General features: G+C 64.7%; 21 protein-coding genes. 5 read left to right on the forward strand and 16 right to left on the reverse strand.

The features are described 5' to 3' along the window. Positions 1-165: 165 nt before the first annotated feature. The 4 genes from truA to ATB98_RS01135 form a co-directional block, all read right to left on the reverse strand. Positions 166-909, reverse strand: a complete 744-nt coding sequence (truA, locus tag ATB98_RS01120) for a tRNA pseudouridine(38-40) synthase TruA (RefSeq protein WP_066868027.1) — start codon at positions 907-909, stop codon at positions 166-168. After that, positions 909-1,844, reverse strand: a complete 936-nt coding sequence (gene fmt / locus ATB98_RS01125; protein ID WP_066868030.1) for a methionyl-tRNA formyltransferase — start codon at positions 1,842-1,844, stop codon at positions 909-911. Before fmt ends, truA begins: the two co-directional genes overlap by 1 nt. Before the next feature lie 68 nt (positions 1,845-1,912). After that, the gene (gene def / locus ATB98_RS01130; protein ID WP_066868083.1) at positions 1,913-2,437 is read right to left on the reverse strand and encodes a peptide deformylase; all 525 of its coding nucleotides are present in this window, start codon (positions 2,435-2,437) and stop codon (positions 1,913-1,915) included. Positions 2,438-2,510: 73 nt separating this feature from the next. Then, the gene (locus ATB98_RS01135) at positions 2,511-3,065 is read right to left on the reverse strand and encodes an NADPH-dependent FMN reductase (protein ID WP_066868033.1); all 555 of its coding nucleotides are present in this window, start codon (positions 3,063-3,065) and stop codon (positions 2,511-2,513) included. A gap of 224 nt (positions 3,066-3,289) precedes the next feature. Between ATB98_RS01135 and ATB98_RS01140 the strand changes: the two genes are divergently transcribed. The 3 genes from ATB98_RS01140 to ATB98_RS01150 all read left to right on the forward strand — a co-directional run bounded on the left by ATB98_RS01140 (position 3,290) and on the right by ATB98_RS01150 (position 8,277). Continuing rightward, complete coding sequence (locus tag ATB98_RS01140) at positions 3,290-4,483, forward strand: DNA recombination protein RmuC (protein ID WP_066868036.1); 1,194 nt, start codon at positions 3,290-3,292, stop codon at positions 4,481-4,483. A gap of 85 nt (positions 4,484-4,568) precedes the next feature. Continuing rightward, complete coding sequence (locus tag ATB98_RS01145; RefSeq protein ID WP_066868039.1) at positions 4,569-5,468, forward strand: ribokinase; 900 nt, start codon at positions 4,569-4,571, stop codon at positions 5,466-5,468. Positions 5,469-5,886: 418 nt separating this feature from the next. After that, on the forward strand, positions 5,887-8,277 hold the full coding sequence (locus ATB98_RS01150; protein WP_066868042.1) for a methyl-accepting chemotaxis protein: 2,391 nt from the start codon (positions 5,887-5,889) through the stop codon (positions 8,275-8,277). Positions 8,278-8,571: 294 nt separating this feature from the next. On the opposite strand, the gene ATB98_RS01155 is transcribed toward ATB98_RS01150, so the two are convergent. Next, positions 8,572-9,516 carry a nucleoside hydrolase gene (locus tag ATB98_RS01155; RefSeq protein WP_066868045.1) on the reverse strand — a complete coding sequence of 315 codons (945 nt, stop codon included), beginning with the start codon at positions 9,514-9,516 and terminating at the stop codon, positions 8,572-8,574. A 274-nt stretch (positions 9,517-9,790) separates the two neighbouring features. Between ATB98_RS01155 and ATB98_RS01160 the strand changes: the two genes are divergently transcribed. Then, positions 9,791-10,222: an Hsp20 family protein gene (locus ATB98_RS01160; protein ID WP_066868048.1), complete on the forward strand. Its 432-nt coding sequence runs from the start codon at positions 9,791-9,793 to the stop codon at positions 10,220-10,222. A 49-nt stretch (positions 10,223-10,271) separates the two neighbouring features. Then, a complete protein-coding gene (locus tag ATB98_RS01165) occupies positions 10,272-10,529 on the forward strand; it encodes a BQ00720 family protein (RefSeq protein ID WP_066868051.1) in 258 nt (85 codons plus the stop codon). 264 nt (positions 10,530-10,793) lie between these two features. Here the strand turns inward: ATB98_RS01165 and trmB are convergent, their stop codons facing one another. From trmB to tsaB, 11 genes are all read right to left on the reverse strand, one after another. After that, positions 10,794-11,492, reverse strand: coding sequence for a tRNA (guanosine(46)-N7)-methyltransferase TrmB (trmB, locus tag ATB98_RS01170; protein ID WP_066868054.1), 699 nt, complete (start codon positions 11,490-11,492; stop codon positions 10,794-10,796). Positions 11,493-11,827: 335 nt separating this feature from the next. Beyond that, positions 11,828-13,108, reverse strand: coding sequence for a methionine adenosyltransferase (gene metK, locus ATB98_RS01175; RefSeq protein ID WP_066868056.1), 1,281 nt, complete (start codon positions 13,106-13,108; stop codon positions 11,828-11,830). 401 nt (positions 13,109-13,509) lie between these two features. After that, a complete protein-coding gene (locus ATB98_RS01180; protein WP_066868059.1) occupies positions 13,510-13,923 on the reverse strand; it encodes a helix-turn-helix domain-containing protein in 414 nt (137 codons plus the stop codon). A 146-nt stretch (positions 13,924-14,069) separates the two neighbouring features. After that, entirely contained in the window at positions 14,070-15,662 is a 1,593-nt protein-coding gene (gene lnt, locus ATB98_RS01185) for an apolipoprotein N-acyltransferase (RefSeq protein ID WP_066868062.1), read from the reverse strand. Between the two features lie 241 nt (positions 15,663-15,903). Next, the gene (locus tag ATB98_RS01190) at positions 15,904-17,070 is read right to left on the reverse strand and encodes a hemolysin family protein (protein WP_066868065.1); all 1,167 of its coding nucleotides are present in this window, start codon (positions 17,068-17,070) and stop codon (positions 15,904-15,906) included. Between the two features lie 12 nt (positions 17,071-17,082). Beyond that, positions 17,083-17,589 (reverse strand): rRNA maturation RNase YbeY, encoded by a 507-nt coding sequence (gene ybeY, locus ATB98_RS01195; protein ID WP_066868066.1) that lies wholly within the window; start codon positions 17,587-17,589, stop codon positions 17,083-17,085. 16 nt (positions 17,590-17,605) lie between these two features. Then, positions 17,606-18,661, reverse strand: coding sequence for a PhoH family protein (locus ATB98_RS01200; RefSeq protein WP_066868085.1), 1,056 nt, complete (start codon positions 18,659-18,661; stop codon positions 17,606-17,608). Between the two features lie 26 nt (positions 18,662-18,687). Continuing rightward, positions 18,688-20,085: a tRNA (N6-isopentenyl adenosine(37)-C2)-methylthiotransferase MiaB gene (gene miaB, locus ATB98_RS01205; protein WP_066868069.1), complete on the reverse strand. Its 1,398-nt coding sequence runs from the start codon at positions 20,083-20,085 to the stop codon at positions 18,688-18,690. Positions 20,086-20,190: 105 nt separating this feature from the next. Beyond that, complete coding sequence (locus ATB98_RS01210) at positions 20,191-21,045, reverse strand: lysophospholipid acyltransferase family protein (RefSeq protein WP_066868072.1); 855 nt, start codon at positions 21,043-21,045, stop codon at positions 20,191-20,193. 266 nt (positions 21,046-21,311) lie between these two features. Continuing rightward, positions 21,312-21,809: a GNAT family N-acetyltransferase gene (locus ATB98_RS01215; RefSeq protein WP_066868076.1), complete on the reverse strand. Its 498-nt coding sequence runs from the start codon at positions 21,807-21,809 to the stop codon at positions 21,312-21,314. A gap of 51 nt (positions 21,810-21,860) precedes the next feature. Beyond that, entirely contained in the window at positions 21,861-22,520 is a 660-nt protein-coding gene (tsaB, locus tag ATB98_RS01220) for a tRNA (adenosine(37)-N6)-threonylcarbamoyltransferase complex dimerization subunit type 1 TsaB (RefSeq protein WP_066868079.1), read from the reverse strand. Positions 22,521-22,791 lie beyond the last annotated feature (271 nt).

Genomic DNA, 22,791 nt, shown 5'->3' on the forward strand with positions numbered 1-22,791 from the left:
AATCAGTCCCTCTGTTGCAGCCGTAGGGAATCACGGCAAAAACCCAAAAGCCAGAGGGCTTTTTCAGCAGCCTGCTAGAGCGGGTGCGCTCACATGCGTTCGCGCCACCGCTCTATCTGTTTGTTTTTGCCGCATTTGTGCGACGTCAGGTGATTCCACCTGACTTTAATAATCGACCTGCATGAAATAGAGGCCTTCCGGCGGCGCGACCGGGCCGCAGGCCTTGCGGTCGCGCGCTTCGAGCGCCGCCCTGAGATCGGCCGGCGTCCACTTGCCCTCTCCGACGAGTTTCAACGAACCCGCAAAGGACCGGATCTGATTGTGCAGGAAGCTCTGCGCCGTCGCGCGGATCTCGATCAGCTCGCCGCTGCGCGTCACGTCCAGCCGGTCGAGCGTGCGCCAGGGGCTCGTCGCCTGGCAATGGGCCGAGCGGAAGGTGGTGAAATCATGGTGGCCGACGAGCTGCTGCGCCGCCGCGTGCATCGCCTCATGGTCGAGCGTCTTCGGAACCCACCAGGCGCGCCGCGCCTCGATCGCCAAGGGTGAGCGGCGGGAAATGATGCGATAGAGATAATGGCGCCGCACGGCGGAAAAGCGCGCGTCGAAATCCGCCGGCGCCGCCGCGGCCTCCAGGATCGAGACCCGCTCGCCGGCAAGCGTCAGATGGGCGTTCAGCGCGTTGCGCAGCGTATGGTCCGACCATTCGCGCGCAAGATCCACATGCGCCACCTGGCCCATCGCATGCACGCCGGAATCGGTGCGTCCGGCGCCGCGGATCGAGACCGTCTCGCCGGTCAAGGACAGGACCGCCTTCTCGATCGCCCCTTGCACGGAGGGACCGTTCTCCTGCCGCTGCCAGCCGACATAGCCGGAGCCGTCATATTCGACGATCAGGCGGTAGCGCGGCATCAGGCGATCCTCGTCCCGGCGGCAATCGGCGTGCCGCGCAGGAAGTCCGCCGTGGGAAGAGCCTTGCCGCCCGCCCGCTGCAGGCGCGTCGGCCGCACCGCGCCCTCGCCGCAGGCGATCGTCAGCGCGTCGTCCAATACCGTCCCGGGCGCGCCCGTCCCCTCAACCTTCTGCGAACCCAGCACCTTGATCCGCTCGGCCCGGCCAGCGATCGCGAGCTCGAACCAGGCGCCCGGAAAGGGCGACAGGCCGCGAATGTGATTGTGCACGTCGCCCGCCGGTCGCGAGAAGTCGATCCGCGTCTCCTCCTTGGAGATCTTGGCGGCATAGGCGACGCCCTCGTCGGACTGCGGGGTCAGGGGCAGCTCGCCCGCCTCGAGCCTTTCCATCGCCTCGCTCATCAGCGCGGCGCCGACATGCATGAGGCTGTCGTGCAGTTCGCCGGCCGTCATCGTCTCGCCGATCGGTACGGCCCGCGTGAGTGCGACGGGGCCGGTGTCGAGCCCCTTGTCCATCTTCATCACCATCATGCCGGTTTCACGGTCGCCGGCCATGATCGCCCGCTGGATCGGCGCCGCCCCCCGCCAGCGCGGCAGCAGCGAGGCATGGCCGTTGTAGCAGCCGTAGCGCGTGCCCGAGAGAATCTCCTCAGGCAGGAGCAGGCCATAGGCGACGACGACCGCCACGTCCGCCTCAAAATCGCGAAAGGCCTGCCGGTCGGCCGCCTGCCTGAAGTTGACCGGCGTCAACACCGGAACGCCGAGACGCTCGGCGGCCTGATGCACCGGCGACTTCTGAAGATCGAGGCCGCGCCGCCCGCCGGGGCGCGGCGGCTGCGTGTAGACGGCGGCGATCTCGTGGCCGTCCTCGGCCAGCGCCAGGAGCGTCGGCACGGAGAATTCCGGTGTGCCCATGAAGATGATGCGAAGCGGCAAGGCGATGAACCTTCTTGAATTGCGCGGTTTCCGGCGCGGCTCCGCAGCGCGGCTCACAAGGCCCCGTATCAGATCGCCTTGGCGCCGCGCACCTTGGCCGCCTTGGTGAACTTGCGGATCACCATGTCGCGCTTGAGCTTGGAGATATGGTCGATGAACAGGACGCCGTTCAAATGGTCGATCTCGTGCTGCAGGCAGGTGGCAAGCAGGCCGTCGGCCTCGATCGACTGCTCCTTGCCGTCGCGGTCGAGATACTCGACCGTGATGCCCGCCGGCCGCTGGACCTCGGCATAGTAGTCCGGGATCGACAGGCAGCCTTCCTCATAGACCGAGCGGTCGTCGGAGGAGCGGACGATCTTCGGGTTGATGAAGACGAGCGGCTTCTTCTCCTCGCCCTCCTTGGTGACGTCGAGCACCAGCAGGCGCCTCGGCACGCCGATCTGGATCGCCGCAAGGCCGATGCCGGGGGCGTCATACATGGTTTCGAGCATATCGTCGGCAAGCCGGCGAACGTCGTCGTCGATGGTCTCAATCGGCGTCGACACCTGGCGCAGCACCGGGTCGGGAAGGATGATAAGCGGCTTGATCGTCATGCTGCTCCCATAGCCGATCTTTTCCTTCGGGCGCAAGAAAATTGCCGATCGGAGGCGGTCGAAGCCCTTCGCGTCACCATGAGCCGGAGGCGCCAGCGCGAACCGATCGGCAAAACTCGAAAAATTCCTCGAGGAAGGCGTCGACGCGGCTTCTATTCACAGGCGCCCAGACAATCTCCCGGATTGCCTCCGGTGATTTCTTCATCAGCGGAAAACGCAGGAAAATCTCGCTGTTGAAGTTCGACGTAACCGTGGCCATGACAATGCGAAGCGTCGCCAGCATGTCGTCGCCCCTATGCGAGGCATGTGCCAGCGCAACCGGTTTGTTGATGATCACCTCCGCGGATACCAGCCAATCGACGGCGTTCTTCAGACCGCCGGGAAGCGTCCTCACATATTCCGGGCTCGAGACGATCAGCCCGTCACTCTCGTCGACAGCCTTCATGAAATCGCGAATGATCCGAGGCGTATTTTCCCCTTCGAGATCCGGCGAGAACACGGGCAGCGCACCGATCTGGTCGAAGACGCGTATGTCGAACCGGGGAGCCGCCACCTGCCGGATGGCCTGCAACATCGCCGTATTGGTGGAATCGCTTCGGGCGCTGCCGGAGATGGCGAGGACCTTCATCGTCGGCACAGAACAGACTCCCAGCATGAGGCTCTTGAGCTTCGACCCTGGCCGCACGGAAGTGGTATCGCCGCGAACCGCCTGATTCCCGCTCCTCCTGAATAAGCCCGGCGGCCATCGCAAAAATCAATAGCAAAGCGCCGAGGCTCGCCGCCAACGGGGGCCAACGAATCTGTTCCTGTTTTGATCTGGTTTTCGGGCCCGAATCTGTTTAGGCTGCAACCATGGAGCCAAGTACATTTTCCTTCGACCAGCCGTTGTTCCTGATCGGCACCTATCCCGTAGCGGCTGGGCACATGGTCAGCATTGCCGCCGCCCTGCTGGCTTTCTTTGCGATCGTCGTTGCACGGCGCGCCCGCGCGGTTGGTGCCGGCGAACGCGACGAGCAGATCGCGACGCTCATCGCGGCGCAAACGGAAATGCAGGGCCGCATCGCCGCCATGGCCGAGGTCTTCGGCGCGCGCCAGGCGGAGCTCAACCAGTCGATCAGCCAGCGCATCGACGGCATGACGCACCGGATCGGCGCCTCGATCAGCGAGCAGACGAAGGCGACGGACGAAAATCTGAGGCGGCTGCAGGAGCGGCTCGCGGTCATCGACAGCGCCCAGAGCAACATCCAGTCGCTCGCCAAGGACATGGCCGGGCTGCAGAACATCCTTGCCAACAAGCAGACGCGCGGCGCCTTCGGCCAGTCGCGCATGGAGGCGATCGTCGCGGACGGGCTGCCGATGGGGGCCTTCGCCTTCCAGGCGACGCTCTCCAACGGCGCGCGACCGGATTGCACGATCCGCATGCCGAATGGGCAGCCGCCGCTCGTCATCGACGCGAAGTTTCCGCTCGAAGCCTGGAACGCCATGCGCGACGCGGCGAACCCCGGAGAGCGGCAGCAGGCGGCGCAGGCCTTCCGTCGCGACATGGAGGTGCATATCCGCGATATCGCCGGCAAATACCTGCTGCCGGGCGAGACGCAGGATACGGCCTTCCTCTTCGTTCCCTCCGAATCGATCTTCGCCGAAATCCACGAGCACTTCGAGGCGATCGTGCAGAAGGCGCATCGCCAGCGCATCGTCATCGTCTCGCCGTCGCTCCTGCTTTTGTCGATCCAGGTGATCCAGGCGATCCTGAAGGACGCCCGCATGCGCGAGCAGGCGCACCTCATCCAGGGCGAAGTCATGCGGCTGATGGAGGACCTCACGCGGCTCGACGAGCGCGTGCGCAAGCTCCAGGGCCATTTCGCCATGACCCAGAAGGACGTCGAGGATATTCTCATCTCGTCGGACAAGCTGACGCGCCGCGGCGCCAAGATCGAGGCACTCGAACTGGAGGCCGAGGGCGCGCCGAGGCAAGGCGAAAAAGGCGAGCGGCCCCTGGACAACCGCATCGGGCAGCTAAAGCTGAGGGTGGTTGACGAGGACTGACCCGGTCGGGCACTCTCCGGCGAATGCATGCGGCCCGCGGGCACGACATGCACACAATGAAGCAACCCCACGGGACTTTTCCAAGATGATCACTGTCTTTGGGTCCATCAACATGGACCTGATCGCCACGACCGCCCGCCTTCCAAAGCCCGGCGAGACGGTCGCCGGAACAGGTTTTTCGACCGCGGCCGGCGGCAAGGGAGCGAACCAGGCGCTCGCAGCCCGCCGCGCCGGCGCGACGGTGCGGATGGCCGGCGCCGCCGGGTCCGACAGCTTCGCCGAGGGCGCGCTCGCCCTGCTCAGGGAGGCCGGCGCCGATCTCGGCCTCGTCAAGACCGTCGGCGAACCGACCGGCACGGCGCATATCATCGTCGGCGGCGACGGCGAAAACGTCATCGTCGTCGTTGCCAGCGCCAATGCCACGGTGAGCACGGACGACGCGGTTTTGGCAGTCGCCGGGATGGCACCCGGCGACACGCTGATGCTGCAGCTCGAAATCCCGCCCGCCTCGGTCGAAAAGGCGCTGACGGAAGCCAGAAGCCGCGGCATCCGCTCGATCATCAACATCGCGCCTCTGACCGAGAATGCCGCCCGCCTCGGCCGCATGGCCGATATCGTCATCGCCAACGAGACCGAGTTCGAACTGCTGGCGGGCAAGAGCGGCATCGGCGACCAGGAGCGGGAGGCTGCGATGAGAGAGCTTCACGCCGAGACGGGGCAAACGGTGATCGTGACGCTGGGTGCCGAGGGCGTCGTCGCCGTCCACGAGGGTGACGTCCACCGTGCCAAGGGGCTGAGGATCGAGCCCGTCGACACCGTCGGCGCGGGAGACACGTTCTGCGGCTACCTTGCCGCAAGCCTCGACGCCGGCCTCGCCTTCCCGGAGGCATTGCGCCGCGCCGCGGTCGCCGGATCGCTCGCCTGCCTCAGGCCGGGAGCGCAGCCGTCCATACCGCTCGCCGCCGAGGTCGCCGACCGCCTTTAGAGTATGTGGCGGATGCTGCCCCATTCCTGTGCCAGGCACGAGAAATGAGGGATGGAGGGGAGCGTCGCCGTGCTACCACCGCCGAAGCAGCAAATCGGCTTCTGTCGCGGCCTGTGGAGTACATCAGGTGACGATGCGCTCTCGGATGGTTTGGGGCCAGATGCGCAATTCGGATAGCCATTGTCGCGGCCGGAATGCTTGCCGCGCATTATGTCCCCGAATAGCCGCGAATTGCCTTAAATATTCTCCGTATTTTAATCTTTGATCGTCTATCCAGATTGCGAGAAGGCCGGTCGCGTCGGGCCGCCTCCTTCATGCCGGTCGGCATCATGCGCTCCATGATGGAGCTTCACCCCACAGTTCGGAATGTCACGCCGCAGGCCGCAGACCTGCGGACCCTTCAGTGCGTGAGGATTTCATGTTCAAGTTCCAGGCCAAATCGCTGGCGACCAAGCTAATAGCGGTGACGGGCGGCACGATCGCCCTCGTGCTGCTTGCGTCGAATTTCGTTCTCATCTCGCAGACGCAGGACCGCGTCGAGACCCTGGTGTTCGAGGGCGCCCGGACCGAAGCCCGCGCGATCGCTTCCGACATCGCCGGAAGCGTCGGCGAGCTTGCCGCCGCCGCGCGCACCATGTCCGGCGTCCTTGGCCGCGGCCATGACGGGCAGTCGATCGATCGGGCAGGCGCCATAAACCTCCTGAAAGCGAACCTCGACCAGCACGACTTCGCCTTCGGAAGCTGGTTCGCCGAGGAGCCGAAGGCCTTTGACGGCAAGGATGTCGTCAACAACACGGAACTCGGCGGCAATGCCGAGGGCGCCTTCACGCCCTATTGGTCTAAAAACCGCGAGGGCAAGGCGCAGCTCTCCACCTTCAAGGCCGACTATGCGGCCGAATGGTATGCGCTCGCCGCCAAAAGCGGCAAGGGCGCGATCACCCAGCCCTACCTCGCCGAGGGAACCGACGTTCCGACGACGATGACGTCGATTGCCTATCCCGTGCTGTCGAACGGCAAGATGATCGGCGTCTCGGGTGCCGACATCTCGCTCGCCTCGCTTGCCGACCGGCTCGGCACGCTCAAGCCCTTCGGCTCGGGTCGTGTCTACCTGCTTTCGCAGAGCGGCAAGTGGCTCGCCGCGCCGATCCCGGAGCTGCTCATGAAGGACTATGAGGGCGAAGGAAGCGACATCGTGAAGAACGCGCTGTCGTCCGGCGCCGCGAGCATGATCAAGAATCTCACCTATGACGGCAATGAACCCTTCGACCGTGTCGTCTATCCGTTCAAGCTGCCGAACGTGAATGCGACCTGGGTCGTGCTCGTGGACGTGCCGCGCACGGTCATCAACGCACCGGTCCGCGACCAGACCTACATGATGGTCATCGGCGGTCTCATGGTGCTCGGCGCCGTGCTTGCCGGTCTCTATTTCGCGGTCCGCCGCTTCGTCCAGAAGCCGCTCGCCGGTCTCGTCAGCGACGTCGAGACGCTCAGCAACGGCGAATTCTCGCGACCGATCACCGGCCAGGAGCGCGCCGACGAAACCGGTGCCGTGGCCAAGGCGCTCGAGGGCTTCCGTCACCAGCTCGCCGACAACAGGCGGCTCGAGAGCGAAGCGCGCCACGAACGCGAGCGGGCGGAGCTCGAACGCACCCGTTCGGAAAACGAGCGGGCCGAGACCGGCGCGCTTCAGCGCGACATCGTCGCACGCCTCGGCAAGGGCCTGTCGCATCTCGCCGCCGGCGACCTCGCCTTCCGGATCAACGATGACTTCCCCGGCGAATACGCGCAGCTCAAGCGCGACTTCAACGCAACGATGGAGAGCCTCGAGGAGACGATCCGCACCGTCAACCACTCCGTCGTCAACATCGGCAGCGGCACCGGCGAGATTTCGAGCGCCGCCAACGACCTCTCCCAGCGGACGGAACAGCAGGCCGCCAGCCTCGAGGAGACCGCCGCCGCCCTCGACGAGCTGACCTCGCAGGTGCACGCCAGTGCCGAAAACGCCAAGATCGCCGCGAAATCGGTCGAGCTCGCGAGCGGCGATGCCGAACAGTCCGGCGAGGTCGTGCAGCAGGCGATCGCCGCCATGCAGGGCATCGAACAGTCTTCGCATGAGGTCAGCCGCATCATCGGCGTCATCGACGAGATCGCCTTCCAGACCAACCTGCTCGCGCTCAATGCCGGCGTCGAGGCGGCCCGCGCCGGCGAGGCGGGCAAGGGCTTCGCGGTCGTCGCACAGGAGGTCCGCGAGCTCGCGCAGCGGTCCGCGAACGCCGCCAAGGAGATCAAGACGCTGATCAACACCTCCGCCGGCCAGGTGCGCGAAGGCGTCGACCTCGTCGGCAGGACCGGTGGCGCGCTGCAGAAGATCGCCGCGCAGGTGGTCGAGATCAACGGCCTCATCCGCCAGATCTCCAGCTCCGCCTCGGAGCAGGCGGTCGGCCTCAAGGAGATCAACTCGGCCGTCAACCAGATGGACCAGGTGACGCAGCAGAACGCCGCCATGGTCGAGGAAACGACGGCGGCAAGCATGGCGCTGAACGACGAGGCGCGGGCGCTGAGCACGCTGGTCGCGCGCTTCCGCGTCGCCCAGCAGGCTCCGGCCCCGTCCTCCGCCGAGACGCTGCGCGGCACCGCCGAGCGCATGCGCGCCGCGGAAAAACCCGCGCCGCGCCCAGCGGCCGCGGCCCAGGCCCGCACGGCGCCGGCGGCCGCGGGCAACAGCGCCTACTCCACCTCGACGCAGCGCGTGCTGGCGAAGACCTCCGGCGCCAATGCCCTCGCTGAGGACCAGTGGGAAGAGTTCTGATCCGAAGCAAGCGAGACAAGAAAACGGCGCCCGATGCGGCGCCGTTTTCATTTTCGGTGAGGCCCATCCCCAACGGTAAGACCCTCCCATGTCCCGGCCCTCCCCAACCCCTCTCCACGAGCGGGAGGGACTTAACCTGACGCACCGTCTCCGCTCAGTTTCACCGTCTCGGCGGGCTGATGGCAGGCGGTTGAAGCGGCCGCCGAAGCCCCTCCCCCTTGTGGGGAGGGGTTGGGGAGGGGTCTTGCCTTTGGCGAGGGTTCGCGAGGGTCTCTTCGAGGTTCGAGAACGAACCTAAATCCGCGCGAGGCGCTCCGTCAGCAGTTCGAAGAAGCCCTCGTCGTCGATGTGGCGCATGACCTTGGCATTGTGGTTGCGGCCGGTCACCTGCCACCAGTCGACCACCGTCATCCCGGTGGTCAGGGGAGAGGTGGTTTCGATCTCGACATTGCAATCGCGGCCGGTGAAGAGCTCCGGTCGCAGCAGGTAGGCGATCACGGTCGGATCGTGCAGCGGGCCACCGTCGGTGCCGTATTTCTCGATGTCGAAGCGCTCGAAAAACTCCAGCATTTCGGCCAGCGCCACCGCCGCCGGATGGCCGATGGCGCGAATCTTGTCGACGCGGACCTTGCGGGTCAGGACGCGATGGGTGACGTCGAGCGGCATCATCACGATCGGAATGCCGGAGCGGAAGACGATCTCGGCGGCTTCGGGATCGACATAGATGTTGAATTCCGCCGCCGGCGTGATGTTGCCGCCCTCGAAGAAGCCGCCGCCCATCATCACCAGTTCGCGCACCCGCGGTGCGATTTCCGGCGCCTTCGTCAGGGCCAGCGCGATATTGGTCAGGGGACCGAGGGTGCAGAGGGTCACCGTGCCCGGCGCCGCCGCGCTCAAGGTGTCGACGATGAAGTCGACCGCATGCTGCTCCTGGAGCGGCATCGTCGGCTCGTCCAGTTCCGGGCCGTCGAGCCCCGTCTTGCCGTGGACATGCTCGGCCGTGACGAGCGGGCGGGCGACCGGCCGCTCGGCGCCGGCGAAGACCCTGATATCCGTCCTGTTGCAAAGCTCGCAGACGATGCGGGCGTTGCGCGCCGTCAGTGTCAGCGGAACATTGCCGGCAACGGTGGTGATCCCGAGCACCTCGATCTCCTCCGGGCTGCCGAAGGCAAGCATGATTGCCGCCGCATCGTCCTGTCCGGGATCGGTGTCGATGATGATCTTTCTCGCGCTTGACACTGTCGTCTCCTGCCTGAGATCACGATCATCCCGGGTGAAATCGGCCCAATATCGCGAACGTGATCGATGCCAAAAAGTCAGGGCGGGCAGGCGAGCGGAGGCCACGCAGTTCTTCCCGCTCGACGCACCGGAAATTCCGAGCAGCGACTATGATTTGCGTTGCCGCCCGAGGCAAGCCGCTTGCACTCGTTGCACACAGCTACCATATTGCTTGCCAGGATGCTGCATGGCAGGTCCGGCAGGATGGTCGCTTGAGCTGCAAGGGCTTTGGGGAATGAGCAGAATAACGCCTTTTACGAGCCCGCTTCTCGTGGGTTTCGACAGTATGGAAAAGACCCTCGAGCGCATTGCCAAGGGCAATGACGGTTATCCACCCTACAATATCGAGCGCATTCGCGGCGACGCCTCCGCCGGCGCGCCGGAACGCCTCAGGATAACGCTCGCCGTCGCCGGCTTCTCCGAGGAGGACCTCGACGTCACGACGGAGGAAAACCAGCTCGTCATTCGCGGCCGCCAGGTCGAGACCGGCGAGCGGGACTATCTCCATCGCGGTATTGCCGCCCGGCAGTTTCAGCGCACCTTCGTGCTTGCCGACGGGATGCAGGTTCTCGGCGCGGAATTGCGCAACGGTCTCCTCTCCGTCGATCTCGTGCGGCCCGAGCCGGTCCGCATGGTAAAGAAAATTAACATTTCGGTCCCAGAATAGGATAACCGGCGGGATTTTTCCTTGTAGCCGGCGACCACGGAGCATTACCATGGGACTGAAAACCATCAACACATCGCTGTCGAAGAGCGACCTTGCGCATCTCGGCGCAGGCGAAGTCGGCTATATCCGCAAGATGCGTTCGGACGAGGTCTCCCGCTGCTTTCCGGAAGCGCCCGAGATGGATCCCGGGATCGACCTATGGGCCCTGTTCGGCGCCGACGGCACGCCGATCCTTTTGACGGACAACCGCTCCAGCACCTTCTTCAAGGCGGCCGAGGACGACCTGCGCACCGTCAGCCTGCATTGAGCGGCTGGCTGCGCTCCACCTGATTTTGGCCCCTCATCCGGCCTGCCGGCCACCTTCTCCCCGCAAGCGGGGCGAAGGGGACTCGCGGCAGCACCTCCCTCCAAATCCCCTCTCCCCGCGTGCGGGGAGAGGGTTAGGGTGAGGGGCAAACCTCATACATCCTAAAGCGCGTCGCGTTCAAATGTATTCACGCAACGTGCTTTATGTCTTTGTTTTCATGCATGTCGTTATCCCAAAACCGCTGCGCACCTTGGGCGACACGCATTAAGCGCGCCGGAAGGTGAGATAGGCCGAGCTGCGGCCCTCACGGCGGGCCTTCGCCTCGTAGCGCGTGCTCGGCCAGCCGGCGAAAGGCGTCAGCCAGTCGGCCGGCCTTTCCGCCGTCCATTCGAAGGCCGCGTGATCGCGGCAATGGATCAGCGTCCAGTTGACGTAGCTGTCGATGTCGGAGGCGAAGCACAAGAGGCCGCCGGGCTTCAGGATGCGGGCGAAGCGATCGAGGTTGGCCTTGGAGACGAAGCGCCTCTTCCAGTGCTTCCGCTTCGGCCAGGGATCGGGATAGAGCAGGTCGATCTGGTCGATGGACGCCGCCGGCAGCCAGTCGAGCACCTGCGTCGCGTCGTCGTCGTAAAGGCGGATATTCTGAATTTCCCGCGCCTCGATCTGCCCGAGCAGCTTCGCCATGGAATTGATGAAGGGCTCCACGCCGATGAAGCCGGTGGACGGGTTCTCGGCGGCCCGATGGACGAGATGTTCGCCGCCGCCGAAGCCGATCTCCAGGCGAATTCGATCGACCGGACCGGGGAACAGCGACGCCAGATCCCGCGGCGCGGGCTCGGCCAGGTCAAGCTTCAGAACGGGCAGCAAATGCTCGAGATGCGCCGCCTGGCGGTCCCTGAGGGGCTTGCCTTTGCGGCGGCCGAAGAAGGCCTCCGTTGCCCTGGCGCGGCGCGGTTCGCTCATGTCGTCCTTCCTACTGCATGTCGCCCAAAGGTGTGCAGCGGCTTTGGGACGACGACCTGCGTAAAAACAGGTTTTTAGGGCATTTTGCAGTCAGGTGGAATCACCTGACGTCGCACGAATGCGGCAAAAAACAAAAAGATAGAGCGGCGGCGCGAACGCGTGTGAGCGCATCCCGCTCCAAGCACTGCGTGCTCACCATGACTCCGCGTCCAACCGACGGAAAATCACAATGAACGAGGCGGACGCTCCTCGCCGGAGCGCCCGCCCTGATTATTGCAGTGCTGACAACAGGCCGCTGCGACAGCATCAACGGCGGCCCCTTGCAAATGCAAGACTTACGCTGCGCGGCTCGCGGCCCTGCCGTTGACGGCCGCGACATCGCCCTCGATCGCCTCCTTGAGCGGCTTGACGAGGTCGAGCTTCTCCCAGGAGAAGGAGCCGTCGCGACCGGCCTTGCGGCCGAAATGGCCATAGGCGGAGGTCTTCGCATAGATCGGCTTGTTGAGGTCGAGGTGGCGGCGGATGCCGGTCGGCGAGAGGTCCATGGTCTTGCGGATCGCCTTCTCGACCTGGTCTTCCGAAACCTTGCCGGTGCCATGCAGGTCGACATAGATCGACAGCGGCTGGGCGACGCCGATCGCGTAGGAGAGCTGGATCGTGCAGCGCTCGGCAAGGCCGGCGGCAACCACGTTCTTCGCCAGATAGCGCGCGGCATAGGCGGCCGAGCGGTCGACCTTGGTCGTGTCCTTGCCCGAGAAGGCACCGCCGCCGTGCGGCGCGGCACCGCCATAGGTGTCGACGATGATCTTGCGGCCGGTGAGGCCCGCATCGCCGTCCGGTCCGCCGATGACGAACTTTCCGGTCGGGTTGATGTACCAGGTGCAGTCGTCGGCGATCTTCAGGTCGGCCAGCGCTTCGCGGATATAGGGCTCGACGACGGAGCGAACCTTGGCGGAATCCCAGGTCTCGTCGAGATGCTGGGTCGAAAGGACGATCGAGGTGACCTCGGCCGGCTTGCCGTCGACGTAGCGCACGGTCACCTGGCTCTTGGCGTCGGGGCCGAGCTTGGCGACTTCGCCCTCGCCCTTCTTGCGGGCGGCGGCAAGCAGGTTGAGGATGCGGTGCGAATAATAGATGGGCGCCGGCATGAGTTCGGCGGTCTCGCGGCAGGCATAGCCGAACATGATGCCCTGGTCGCCGGCACCTTCCTCGCCCTGCTTGTCGGCGGCATTGTCCACGCCCTGCGCGATATGGGCGGATTGGAAGTGCAGGAGCACGTCGATCTTCGCCGTCTTCCAGTGGAAGCCGTCCTGCTCGTAGCCGATGTCGCGGATGGCCTTGCGAGCGGCCGACTTGAACTTCGACGGGTTGATGACGTCGTTGCCGTTCTTGTCCTTCTTCAGAAGGCTCGGCGGCAGGCGGACCTCGCCGGCGATGACGACGCGATTGGTCGTCGCCAGCGTTTCACAGGCGATGCGCACGCCCCATGGGTCGACGCCGGACTTCGCGGCTTCGCGGTAGACCAGATCGACGATTTCGTCGGAAATACGGTCACACACCTTGTCCGGATGGCCTTCGGCGACGGATTCACTTGTGAACAGGTAGTTTGCGCGCATGCGGGAAGTCCCCTCAATGAAAAAGCGGTGCGGAACGTGTAGTGGTTTTGCCGTCGAAAAACAAGCACACAACGACATAAATATATCTTTATATCGTCATCGTCGCCACACGCGCTTTCGCGAAATTGCCGGTCTCGCGAAATGATTTTCGCCCAGAGCAGAAGCAGATAGAGCGGTGGCGCGAACGCATGTGAGCGCATCCGGCTCTAATGCGTGTCTCCTTAAAAGCCACCTCGATTCAAGGACAAAGACATGCAGCGATTCAAAGTGCTGCAATGACCTTCGCGCGTCTGACACGCGCGGCGCTGTAGAGGGACTTGGGAGCGCTTTCCCGCCTCGCCGCCGGCCCATACGAAAAAAGCGGCCCGAGGCCGCTTTTTTCGAGCCGGGAGAACCCCCCGCTATTCGCTCTCCGCCTCTGCCGCCAGTGCCTTCACGAGATCCACGAGCTTGCGCCGGACCTTGGGATCGCCGATCTTGACGAAGGCCCGGTTGAGCTGCAGTCCCTCCGAGGACGACAGGAAATCGACCACGTAGTTGGAGCTTGCCGACTCGGCCATGCCGCCCGCACCGCCCTCGCCCGGAGCGTCCTCGAAGAAGAACGACACCGGCACGTTGAGAATCTGGGCGATGTTCTGCAACCGGCTGGCGCCGACCCGGTTCGTGCCCTTTTCGTACTTCTGGATCTGCTGGAACGTGATACCCAGACTTTCGCCGAGCTTCTCCTGGCTCATGCCGAGCATCGTCCTGCGAAGGCGAATCCTGCTACCGACATGAATGTCGATCGGGTTCGGCTTCTTCTTATTTTCAATCATATTCGCCTTCCTAAGCTCGCTGTTGCGCTAACCAACAACCTATCGTTGTCCATCAAGATGAACGGCAACCCTGCCGACGGTTGAAACGCCAGACGGCAGGTGAAGGTTGACGGCGAATACCACTATGCAATTTTAGGGGTTTTTCGTCAATTCTTCCTAGAATTAAAACCAATGCGTGAGATTATTGCAACCAAAAGGAGAGCAGCCGCCACCAGCCAGAAGATTCTAGCGCGCATGGCAGGATCGGTCAGCGTAGGCATTTTTCCCGGCAGAATTGTGTCTGTAACTCCCTTGTAATTGTATCCCAATCCTACCACTAAAACCCCGCGTGCATCAACAATTGCTGATATACCGGTGTTGGCGGCGCGGATCATCGGCGTGCCCGTCTCCACGGCGCGAAGCTGCGCCTGATGGAAATGCTGGCGCGGCCCGGGCGTGTCGCCGAACCAGGCGTCGTTGGTGACGTTGAGCAGCGCATCGGCGAGCGGTGCATTGCGGTCGACCTCATCGGGGAAGATCGCTTCGTAGCAGATCAGCGGATAGACCGTCCGGCCGCCCGGCAGGGTCAAGAGCGGGCGGGTCTTCGCCGCGGAGAAGCCGCCCGGCATCGAGGCCGCGATCGAACTCAACCCCCATGAGGAAAGCAGGTCCTCGAACGGCAGATATTCGCCGAAGGGCACCAGGTGCACCTTGTCGGCCGCGCCGACGATCTGTCCGCGGTCGTCGATGACGTAGATCGAATTGTAATAGCGCGGCAGGCCCGCGCCCGCATCCTCGGCCCTGACGGCGCCGGCGATGAGGATTTGCCCCTCCTCGAGCACATCGGCGATGCGCGCCAGGGCGTCGGGATTGTCGGTCAGAACGAAGGGGATCGACGTTTCCGGCCATACGACGATGTCCGGCCGCTTGCCGCCGTTCTCCGCCGGCGCCGTGGTGAGCGCGATGTGCTCCTCGAAGATCGCCGCGCGCTCGCGATCATCGAGCTTCTTGGCCTGATCGATCACCGGCTGCACGAGGCGGACCGTCGTCGCCTTGCCCTGCGGCTGCGGTGCCGGCTCAGCCAGCCGGTAGAAGCCGAAGGCGATATGTCCGCCGAAGAGCGCGACGGCGATCGCAAGGCCGACGCGCGCGCCCCTGCCCGTCCAGAGGAGGGCCGGCGAGGCAAAGACGAAGACTGCCAGCATGTTGATCGTCGCCAGATTGACGACGCTCGCCGACTGCATCATCAGCGGCATCGGCATCGCCGCATAGCCGACGGCATTCCAGGGAAAACCGGTGAAGAGGAAAGCGCGCAGCCACTCCGCAAGCCCGAAGCCGAGCGCCAGCGCCGCGATCCGGCCGAGACCGTCGGACCAGAGGCAGCGGGCGATGACGACAGCCAGCGCATAGAAGAAGGCGAGAAGCGCCGGCAGGCCGACCACGGCCAGGGGCAGAGCCCAGGCGAAGGCGTCCGCCTCGACCAGCATGGCATTGCCGAGCCACCAGAGCCCGCCGAGGAAATAGCCGAAGCCAAAGGACCAGCCGATCAATGCGGCCGGCCGAAGGCGCTTCAACAGGCCATCGTCCGGATGCGTCGCCACCCCGTCGATCAGCCAGACCAGCATCGGGAAGGAAACGAAGGCCGCGGCGAAAATGCCGAAGGGCGGCTGGGTGAGCACGGCCAACAGGCCGGCCAGGAAACCGACGAATGCCCGGGACGCTCCGGAAAGGAGCATAATTCTGCCTGCCAGTCTCTCCATGCAGCCTCCATTCGGCGCAGGTCGTAGGCTCAACCTCGCGCGGGAAGAACAACCGAATCAGTCGGTGGCAGTCTTCCAAAAACGCGGCTGCTTGTCCCTAATTTAGGTCTTTTGTTTCATGCATGCCCTTGGCTCAGAGCCACTCCCACGATTCTGGACATGCATCAGGGGCCGCATGAAGACGGTTCATGCGATGCGCTTCGGATCGGTGAATATCCAGCCGCCGCCGAAGACGGCGGGGCTATTCCATCGAGGGCGGCAGCCGAACGTCGTCCCGCGTGCTGCCGCCGGGCGCAACGAACGTATCCGGCGGCGTCTCCTTCTCGAGCTTCGGCGGGCGCCGGCGCGCCGGCGGACGCTTGCGCATGATCCGCACGCGTTTGACGCGGCGCGGATCGGCGTCCAGAATCTGGAATTCGAAGCCGGGTATGGCCTGAACCACCTCGCCGCGGACCGGAATTCGGCCGAGCGATGCGAAGACGAGACCGCCGAGCGTGTCGACATCCTCAAGCTGCTCGCGCACGTCGAAGTCGGGACCGATCGCCTTGGCGATCTCCTCGAGTTCCACACGGGCGTCGGCGATGAAGACGTCGTCCGAGGTGCGGGCGAACATCACTTCCTCGTCGTCGTGCTCGTCCTCGATGTCGCCGACCACCATCTCGACGATATCCTCGAGCGATACCAGACCGTCGGTGCCGCCATATTCGTCGATGACGAGCGCCATCTGGATGCGCGCGGCCTGCATGCGCTGCATCAGGTCCGAGGCGAGCATCGACGGCGGCACGAACAGGAGCTGGCGAATGATCCCGGCCTCCTCGACGGTCTTGTCGAGCTCGACGCGCGACAGGTCGAAGCCCGGCTTCGGCTGGCGCGGCGGCTTCTCGGCCTTGTCGCCGTTCGTCGTCGCGGAATGTGACCGGCCGTTGCGGCGGCGGTTGCGCGCCTGCTTGGTCACGTAGGCGAGGAGGTCGCGGATATGCACCATGCCGCGCGGGTCGTCGAGACCCTCGTTATAGACCGGCATGCGGGAACGCCCCGATTCCTCGAACAGCACCATGAGTTCGCCGATGGTGATGCTCTGATCCACCGCCTCGATGTCGGCGCGCGGCACCATCACATCCTCGACGCGGACCTCGCGGAAGCGGAGGATGTTGTTGAGCATCGCCCGCTCCTCGGGCGAGAATTCCGCATTGCTGTCGGCATCGGTCAGCAGCGCGTCGGCGAGATCCTCGCGCAGGCTGGAGGGGCTCACCCCGCGCAGCAGGCGCGCGGCACGGCTCCAGAATGAGGAAGTGGATTTGTTGCCCTCGTGTCGGGCGGTGATGCTACTACTGCCCGCTTCGGTGTCGCCGGAGGCATCGGCCTCCTCGGTCGCGACCGCGGCCGGCTGTGTCCTGAAATCGCTCATCGTTCCAAACTGTCAATCCGGGGTTCTGTCCCCGTAGGGATCAGATAGGCCAAGACGCGCCAAAATGCGAGTCTCCAGCCCTTCCATTCTTTCCGCCTCGTCGTCTTCGATATGATCATAACCGAAAAGATGCAGGAATCCATGGACGAGAAGATGCGTCAGATGCGCCTCGAAGGGCTTTTCGAGCTCTGCCGCCTCGCGCTTCAGCGTCTCATGGGCCACGACGATATCGCCGAGCATCGGCCCCGGCATCCTGCCCGGCGTGATCGGGAAGGCCGGGAAGGAGAGCACGTTGGTCGGTTTGTCCTGCCCGCGCCACTCCGCATTGATCGCCCTGATCGACTGATCGTCGGTGAAGACCAGCGACAGTTCCGGCGGCTCGCCCGGAAAGGGCTGCCCCTCCTCCTTCACGAGGAAATCGGCGGCAGCGTCGAGAACGCGCCCGGAAAGGGCCTGAAGCTCCTCCTCCGGCGGCCAATCGCCTTCCTCGACGCTGATCTGGATGTCCAAAGCCGCCATGATCGCCCGCGACGCCTCAGCGATCGCTCTGCTCGCTCTCGTCATGGACCGCCGTGTGGCTCTCATAGGCCCTGACGATCCGCGCCACCAGCGGGTGGCGGACGACGTCGGCGTCCTTGAAGCGGATCACCGAGACGCCCTCCACGCCCTTGAGGATCTGCAGCGCCTCGACGAGGCCGGACTTCACGCCGCGCGGCAGGTCGACCTGGCTCGGATCGCCGGTGACGATCATCCGGCCGTTCTCGCCAAGGCGGGTCAGGAACATCTTCATCTGCATCGATGTGGTGTTCTGCGCCTCGTCGAGGATGACGGCGGCATTGGCGAGCGTGCGGCCGCGCATGAAGGCAAGCGGCGCAATCTCGATGACGCCGGCGGTTATCGCCCGCTCGACCTTGTCGCCCGGCATCATGTCGTAGAGCGCGTCGTAGAGCGGCCGGAGATAGGGATCGACCTTCTCCTTCATGTCACCGGGCAGGAAGCCGAGACGCTCGCCCGCCTCGACCGCGGGCCGCGACAGGATGATACGGTCGACGACGCCGCGCTCCAGAAGCTGGGCGGCATGGGCGACGGCGAGGTAGGTCTTGCCGGTACCGGCCGGGCCGATGCCGAAAACGAGCTCCGCCCGCTCCATGGCACGGATATAGGCGTCCTGCATCGGCGTGCGCGCAGCGATGGTCTTCTTGCGCGTCGAAATCTGCGCCATCGTCAGCTTGGCTTTGCGTTCCATCGTCGGCAACTGCAACTGATCGTCGGCAGCGACCGCCATGCGGATCGCACCCTCGACATCGGACGTATCGATCGTGGCACCACTCTGCAATCTTCCATAGAGATAGTCGAGAGCACGGCGGGCCTGATTGGTCGCGACGACATCACCGGAGATCGCGACGGAATTGCCGCGCGGCCTCGCCTCGATGTGCAGGCGCTCCTCCAGCAATTTGAGATTCTGGTCGAACTGCCCGAAAAGCTCGCTCGCAAAACGGTTGTTCTCGAAAGTGAGCACGAAGTGATTGGCGTCTGTCGCTGATGTCTTCGACTGGCGTGGTGAGGAAGAAATCAATTCGTGTCCGTTCAAGCGGTCAGGCTCCTCGCTCTCGGTGCTCAAACCACCTCGGCAAACAGGCTGTTCGAGCCGGCCTTGGTGATTCGTACTCTGATAATGTCACCGATTTGCGATGACTTTGCATCAACATTCACGGGCTGCAGCCACGGCGATCGTCCGACGAGCTGGCCGGCGAGCCGCCCCGGCTTCTCCAGAAGCACGTCGATCTCGCGCCCGACGCAGGCCTCGGCGAAACCTCGCTGCTGCTTGACCAGCAAAGACTGCAATCTTTCCAGGCGCTTGGCCTTCACGTCCTCGGGAACCTGATCGCCAAGCTCGGCGCCCGGCGTGCCGGGACGCGTCGAATACTTAAACGAAAAAGCCTGTGCATAGTTCACTTCTTCGACGAGGCGAAGCGTGTCCTCGAAATCCTCCTCGGTCTCGCCGGGGAAGCCGACGATGAAATCGCCGGAGAGCGCGAGGTCCGGCTGCGCCGCGCGGATGCGCGCGATCAGGGCCAGATATTCGGCCACCGTATGGCGCCGGTTCATCGCCTTCAGGATGCGATCCGAGCCGGACTGCACCGGCAGGTGCAGGTAGGGCATCAGCTTCTCCATCGACCGGTGCGCCTCGATCAGGCTGTCGTCCATGTCGCGCGGGTGGCTGGTGGTGTAGCGCAGGCGCGCCAGCCCGTCGATCTCGCCGAGGCGCCTCAAAAGGTCGCCAAGCCCCCATTCGCGTCCGTCGGCACCGGTTCCGTGCCAGGCATTGACGTTCTGCCCGAGCAAGGTGATCTCGCGCACGCCGGCTTCGACGAGCTTCTCCGCCTCGGCGACGATCTGCGCCACCGGGCGGGAGACCTCGGCGCCTCGCGTATAGGGGACGACGCAGAAGGTGCAGAACTTGTCGCATCCTTCCTGCACGGTCAGGAAGGCGGTGACACCGCGGGCGCGGGTCTTCGCCCTGTCGGGCGCGGGCAGATGCTCGAACTTGTCCTCGATCGCATATTCCGTCTCGACGATGCGCTCGCCGGTCCGCGCCCGCTTCAGCGCCTCGGGAAGACGATGATAGGTCTGCGGGCCGATGACCAGGTCGACCGACGGCGCGCGGCGGAGGATTTCGTCGCCTTCGGCCTGGGCGACGCAGCCGGCGACGCCGATCAGCATCTCGCGGCCCGCGCGCGCCTTCTCCTTTTTCAGTTCGCGCAGGCGGCCAAGTTCTGAATAGACCTTCTCGGCCGCCTTCTCGCGGATATGACAGGTGTTGAGCAGGACGAAATCGGCTTCCTCCAGGACGTCGGTCGCGACATAGCCGTCGCGCGACAGCGCATCCGACATGCGGTCGGAATCATAGACGTTCATCTGGCAGCCATAGGTCTTGACGAAGACCTTGCGCGCCGGGATGCGTTCGTCGCTCGCCACGGGCGAGGTCGGCAGAAGGGCGGTTTCCTGGGTCATGCCGGTTCTTTAGTGCAAAGCGGCCGAAAGTTGAAGCATTTTCGGGACCGGCCGCGCCGCGGCGGCGCCTGCCCCGATCCCAAGGTCATCCCGGCAAAGGGCGGTTCAGGAACGTTGCGACCGCTCCTGCGGAACGAAAGCCGGCGTGATCTCGCGTTCGCCGCCCCGTCCTGCCCGTCCCCGCAGCCGGTCCGACAGCATCCGGCGGATCCGCTGCTCGACCAGGCGGCTCACGTCCTTTCGGTTCGAGCGGCGGTCATAGTCCACCGCCTCGCCGAAATCGACGTCCACCTCCAGGGCGCCTTCCCTCAGGACGCCGATGAGATGCGGCAGCAGCCCGATGTCGCCCGGCCAGGCGGCGATCGGCCGGTGATAGCGGCCCATCGGCATGCCGTGGATGCCGGTATAGGAGATCGCAAGCGGCTGGACGTGCACCATGCCGGTCGGCGACTGCGGGACGGCCGAGGCGGCGGCACCGAAAAGCGACGTCTTGATGTCGAGCAGCCGGTTGCCGTCGGATGTCGTTCCTTCCGGGAAGAGCACGACAATTTCGCCGTCGGCAAGGCGCCGTCCGATTTCGCTGACCTGATGACCGGCGCTGCGCTTCTGCTCGCGCTCCACGAAGATCGAGGCCTGCAGGCGGGCGAGAAGCCCGAATATCGGCCAGGACTTGACGTCCGACTTGGCGACGAAGACGACATCGGCCACGGACGAAAGCACCATTATGTCCTTCCAGGAGACGTGATTGGCGCTCAAGAGCAGGGGACGGCGGCGATCGAGCTCGCCGTGGACGCGAACATGCAGGCCGAGCAGCAGGCATGCGACGCGGTGCCAGTATCGCGGCAGCCAGCGCCGCGGCTTCAAATCCAGCCAGAGGCAGACGATCTGGATCGGCATCAGCGCCAGCGAGACCAGGACAAGCAGCATGCCGCAGAGCGCGACCCGCACCCAGTTGATCATCCGCAGGCACCTTTCCGGCTCATTCGTCGCTCCGCCGCCGCATCTTTAAGCGCAGCGACGGGCCAATGCATGTCGCCCGAAAATGTGCAGCGGTTTTGCGACAACGACATGCACAGAAAAAGGTCCTGAAGCGCGTCACGTGAATTCGTTTGAATGCGGCGCGCTTGGAGCGGGATGCGCTCGCATGCGTTCGCGCCACCGCTCTATCTGCTTGTTTTTGCCGCATTTGTGCGACGTCAGATGATTTCACCTGACTGCAAAATGCTTTAGCGAAGATCAAGCCGCATGACAAGCGCGGTGCTGCGCTCGCCGGGGCGCGCCTGATAATAGGCCTTGCGCTCGCCGACCTTGAAAAAACCGAGCTTCCTGTAGAGGCCGATCGCCGCCTCGTTGCTCTCGTCGACTTCAAGGAAGAGCGTCTCGGCCCCCTTGACGAGCGCCTCACGCATGGCCGCCTGCATCAGCCGCCAGCCGAGGCCGGAGCGCGCGAAGCGCGGGTCGACGCCGATCGTCAGTATTTCGGCCTCGCCGGCTGCTGCCCGCGAGAGCACGAAACCGCCGAAAGCCGGACGGAACATGCCGTTCGTCTGGCGCGCGACGAAGCCGAACACCGTCTCCTGCGTCAGCAGCGCGTGGATTTCGCCGTCGCTCCAGGAGGCGGCAAAACGCTGGCCATGGAGCGCCGCGGCCGCGCCGAGATCGGCTTCCTCCAGCGGAAAGATGTCGAATTCGGTGCGGCGGGTGAAGTAGTCGGTGAAACTCATTTCGGGTCGATTCTTGGGCGTTCGAAATACTCAAAGCAACAGCAGGCGTCGTCAGGCGCGCGTGACGGCGAAACCGGCCTGGGGCTTGGCGTCCGGTCCGCGCAGGTAGAGCGGTTTCGGCCTTGCGACGGCCGGATCGGCGCCGGCACCGAGGCGGCCGACCACGGCGATGTCGATCTCGTCCGGCTCGCCGCTCGCCGGATCGGCGGTGACGAAAGGGGCACCGGAGCCGCAGACGGCGCCGGAAAAGCCGGAAAAGCGCTGGCGCGCCTCGTCCGCGGAGAGGATTTCCGGCTCCTTTTGCGCCAGGCCCGACGCATCGAAGGGCTGGGCATAGACCTCGCCCCTCTTCGCGTCGATGACCGCAAGCACCGGCCGGCCGGGCTCTCTCGCCCTCGCGCCTTCGGCAATGACCTGAAGCGTCGTGACGCCGACCGCCGGCTTGCCGAGCGCCAGCGCCAGGCCACGCGCGGCGGCAACGCCGACGCGTATGCCGGTGAACGAACCGGGACCTATGGTCACCGCGATGCGGTCGATCTCGTCAAGCTGCCTGTCGGCGGCGATCAGCGCCTCGTCGACGAATTCCATCAGGCGCTCGGCATGGCCACGCCCGATGTCGGCGCCTGCGCGCCCCAGGACCTCGCCCGCCGCGCCGTCATAGACCGCGGCGGCGCAACCGCTTCCGGATGTGTCGATGGCAAGCACCAGCATTTCAGCCGCGCTATCCTCCCTGCACCTCGCGACTACAGCGCCGCGCGTCTTATCAGACGCGCAAAGGTCGCCGTAGCACTTTGAATCGCTGCTGATTCTAGCCGCAAAACCGATTCCGGTTTAGGCAATTCTGTGGGCAGCGGGAAGGAAAATATGCGCGGGCTTCCCGAACCTGCCCCCGGCGGCGGCGCTAGCAGGCTGCTGAAAAAGCCCTCTGGCTTTTGGGTTTTTGCCGTGATTCCCTACGGCTGCAACAGAGGGACTGATTTGC

It is taken from the genome of Sinorhizobium saheli (assembly GCF_001651875.1).
GTDB lineage: Bacteria > Pseudomonadota > Alphaproteobacteria > Rhizobiales > Rhizobiaceae > Sinorhizobium > Sinorhizobium saheli.

Bases quoted from the DNA above. Each gene is read 5' to 3' on its own strand.
- def (WP_066868083.1), bottom strand. From the start codon at position 2,437: ATGACGATCAAGCCGCTTATCATCCTTCCCGACCCGGTGCTGCGCCAG.
- miaB (WP_066868069.1), bottom strand. From the start codon at position 20,085: ATGACCCAGGAAACCGCCCTTCTGCCGACCTCGCCCGTGGCGAGCGAC.
- lnt (WP_066868062.1), bottom strand. From the start codon at position 15,662: ATGGAGAGACTGGCAGGCAGAATTATGCTCCTTTCCGGAGCGTCCCGG.
- ATB98_RS01210 (WP_066868072.1), bottom strand. From the start codon at position 21,045: ATGATCAACTGGGTGCGGGTCGCGCTCTGCGGCATGCTGCTTGTCCTG.
- ATB98_RS01140 (WP_066868036.1), top strand. From the start codon at position 3,290: ATGGAGCCAAGTACATTTTCCTTCGACCAGCCGTTGTTCCTGATCGGC.
- ATB98_RS01215 (WP_066868076.1), bottom strand. From the start codon at position 21,809: ATGAGTTTCACCGACTACTTCACCCGCCGCACCGAATTCGACATCTTT.
- truA (WP_066868027.1), bottom strand. From the start codon at position 909: ATGCCGCGCTACCGCCTGATCGTCGAATATGACGGCTCCGGCTATGTC.
- ATB98_RS01190 (WP_066868065.1), bottom strand. From the start codon at position 17,070: ATGAGCGATTTCAGGACACAGCCGGCCGCGGTCGCGACCGAGGAGGCC.
- trmB (WP_066868054.1), bottom strand. From the start codon at position 11,492: ATGAGCGAACCGCGCCGCGCCAGGGCAACGGAGGCCTTCTTCGGCCGC.
- ATB98_RS01165 (WP_066868051.1), top strand. From the start codon at position 10,272: ATGGGACTGAAAACCATCAACACATCGCTGTCGAAGAGCGACCTTGCG.
- ATB98_RS01160 (WP_066868048.1), top strand. From the start codon at position 9,791: ATGAGCAGAATAACGCCTTTTACGAGCCCGCTTCTCGTGGGTTTCGAC.
- metK (WP_066868056.1), bottom strand. From the start codon at position 13,108: ATGCGCGCAAACTACCTGTTCACAAGTGAATCCGTCGCCGAAGGCCAT.
- tsaB (WP_066868079.1), bottom strand. From the start codon at position 22,520: ATGCTGGTGCTTGCCATCGACACATCCGGAAGCGGTTGCGCCGCCGCG.
- ybeY (WP_066868066.1), bottom strand. From the start codon at position 17,589: ATGGCGGCTTTGGACATCCAGATCAGCGTCGAGGAAGGCGATTGGCCG.
- ATB98_RS01135 (WP_066868033.1), bottom strand. From the start codon at position 3,065: ATGAAGGTCCTCGCCATCTCCGGCAGCGCCCGAAGCGATTCCACCAAT.
- ATB98_RS01150 (WP_066868042.1), top strand. From the start codon at position 5,887: ATGTTCAAGTTCCAGGCCAAATCGCTGGCGACCAAGCTAATAGCGGTG.
- ATB98_RS01145 (WP_066868039.1), top strand. From the start codon at position 4,569: ATGATCACTGTCTTTGGGTCCATCAACATGGACCTGATCGCCACGACC.
- ATB98_RS01180 (WP_066868059.1), bottom strand. From the start codon at position 13,923: ATGATTGAAAATAAGAAGAAGCCGAACCCGATCGACATTCATGTCGGT.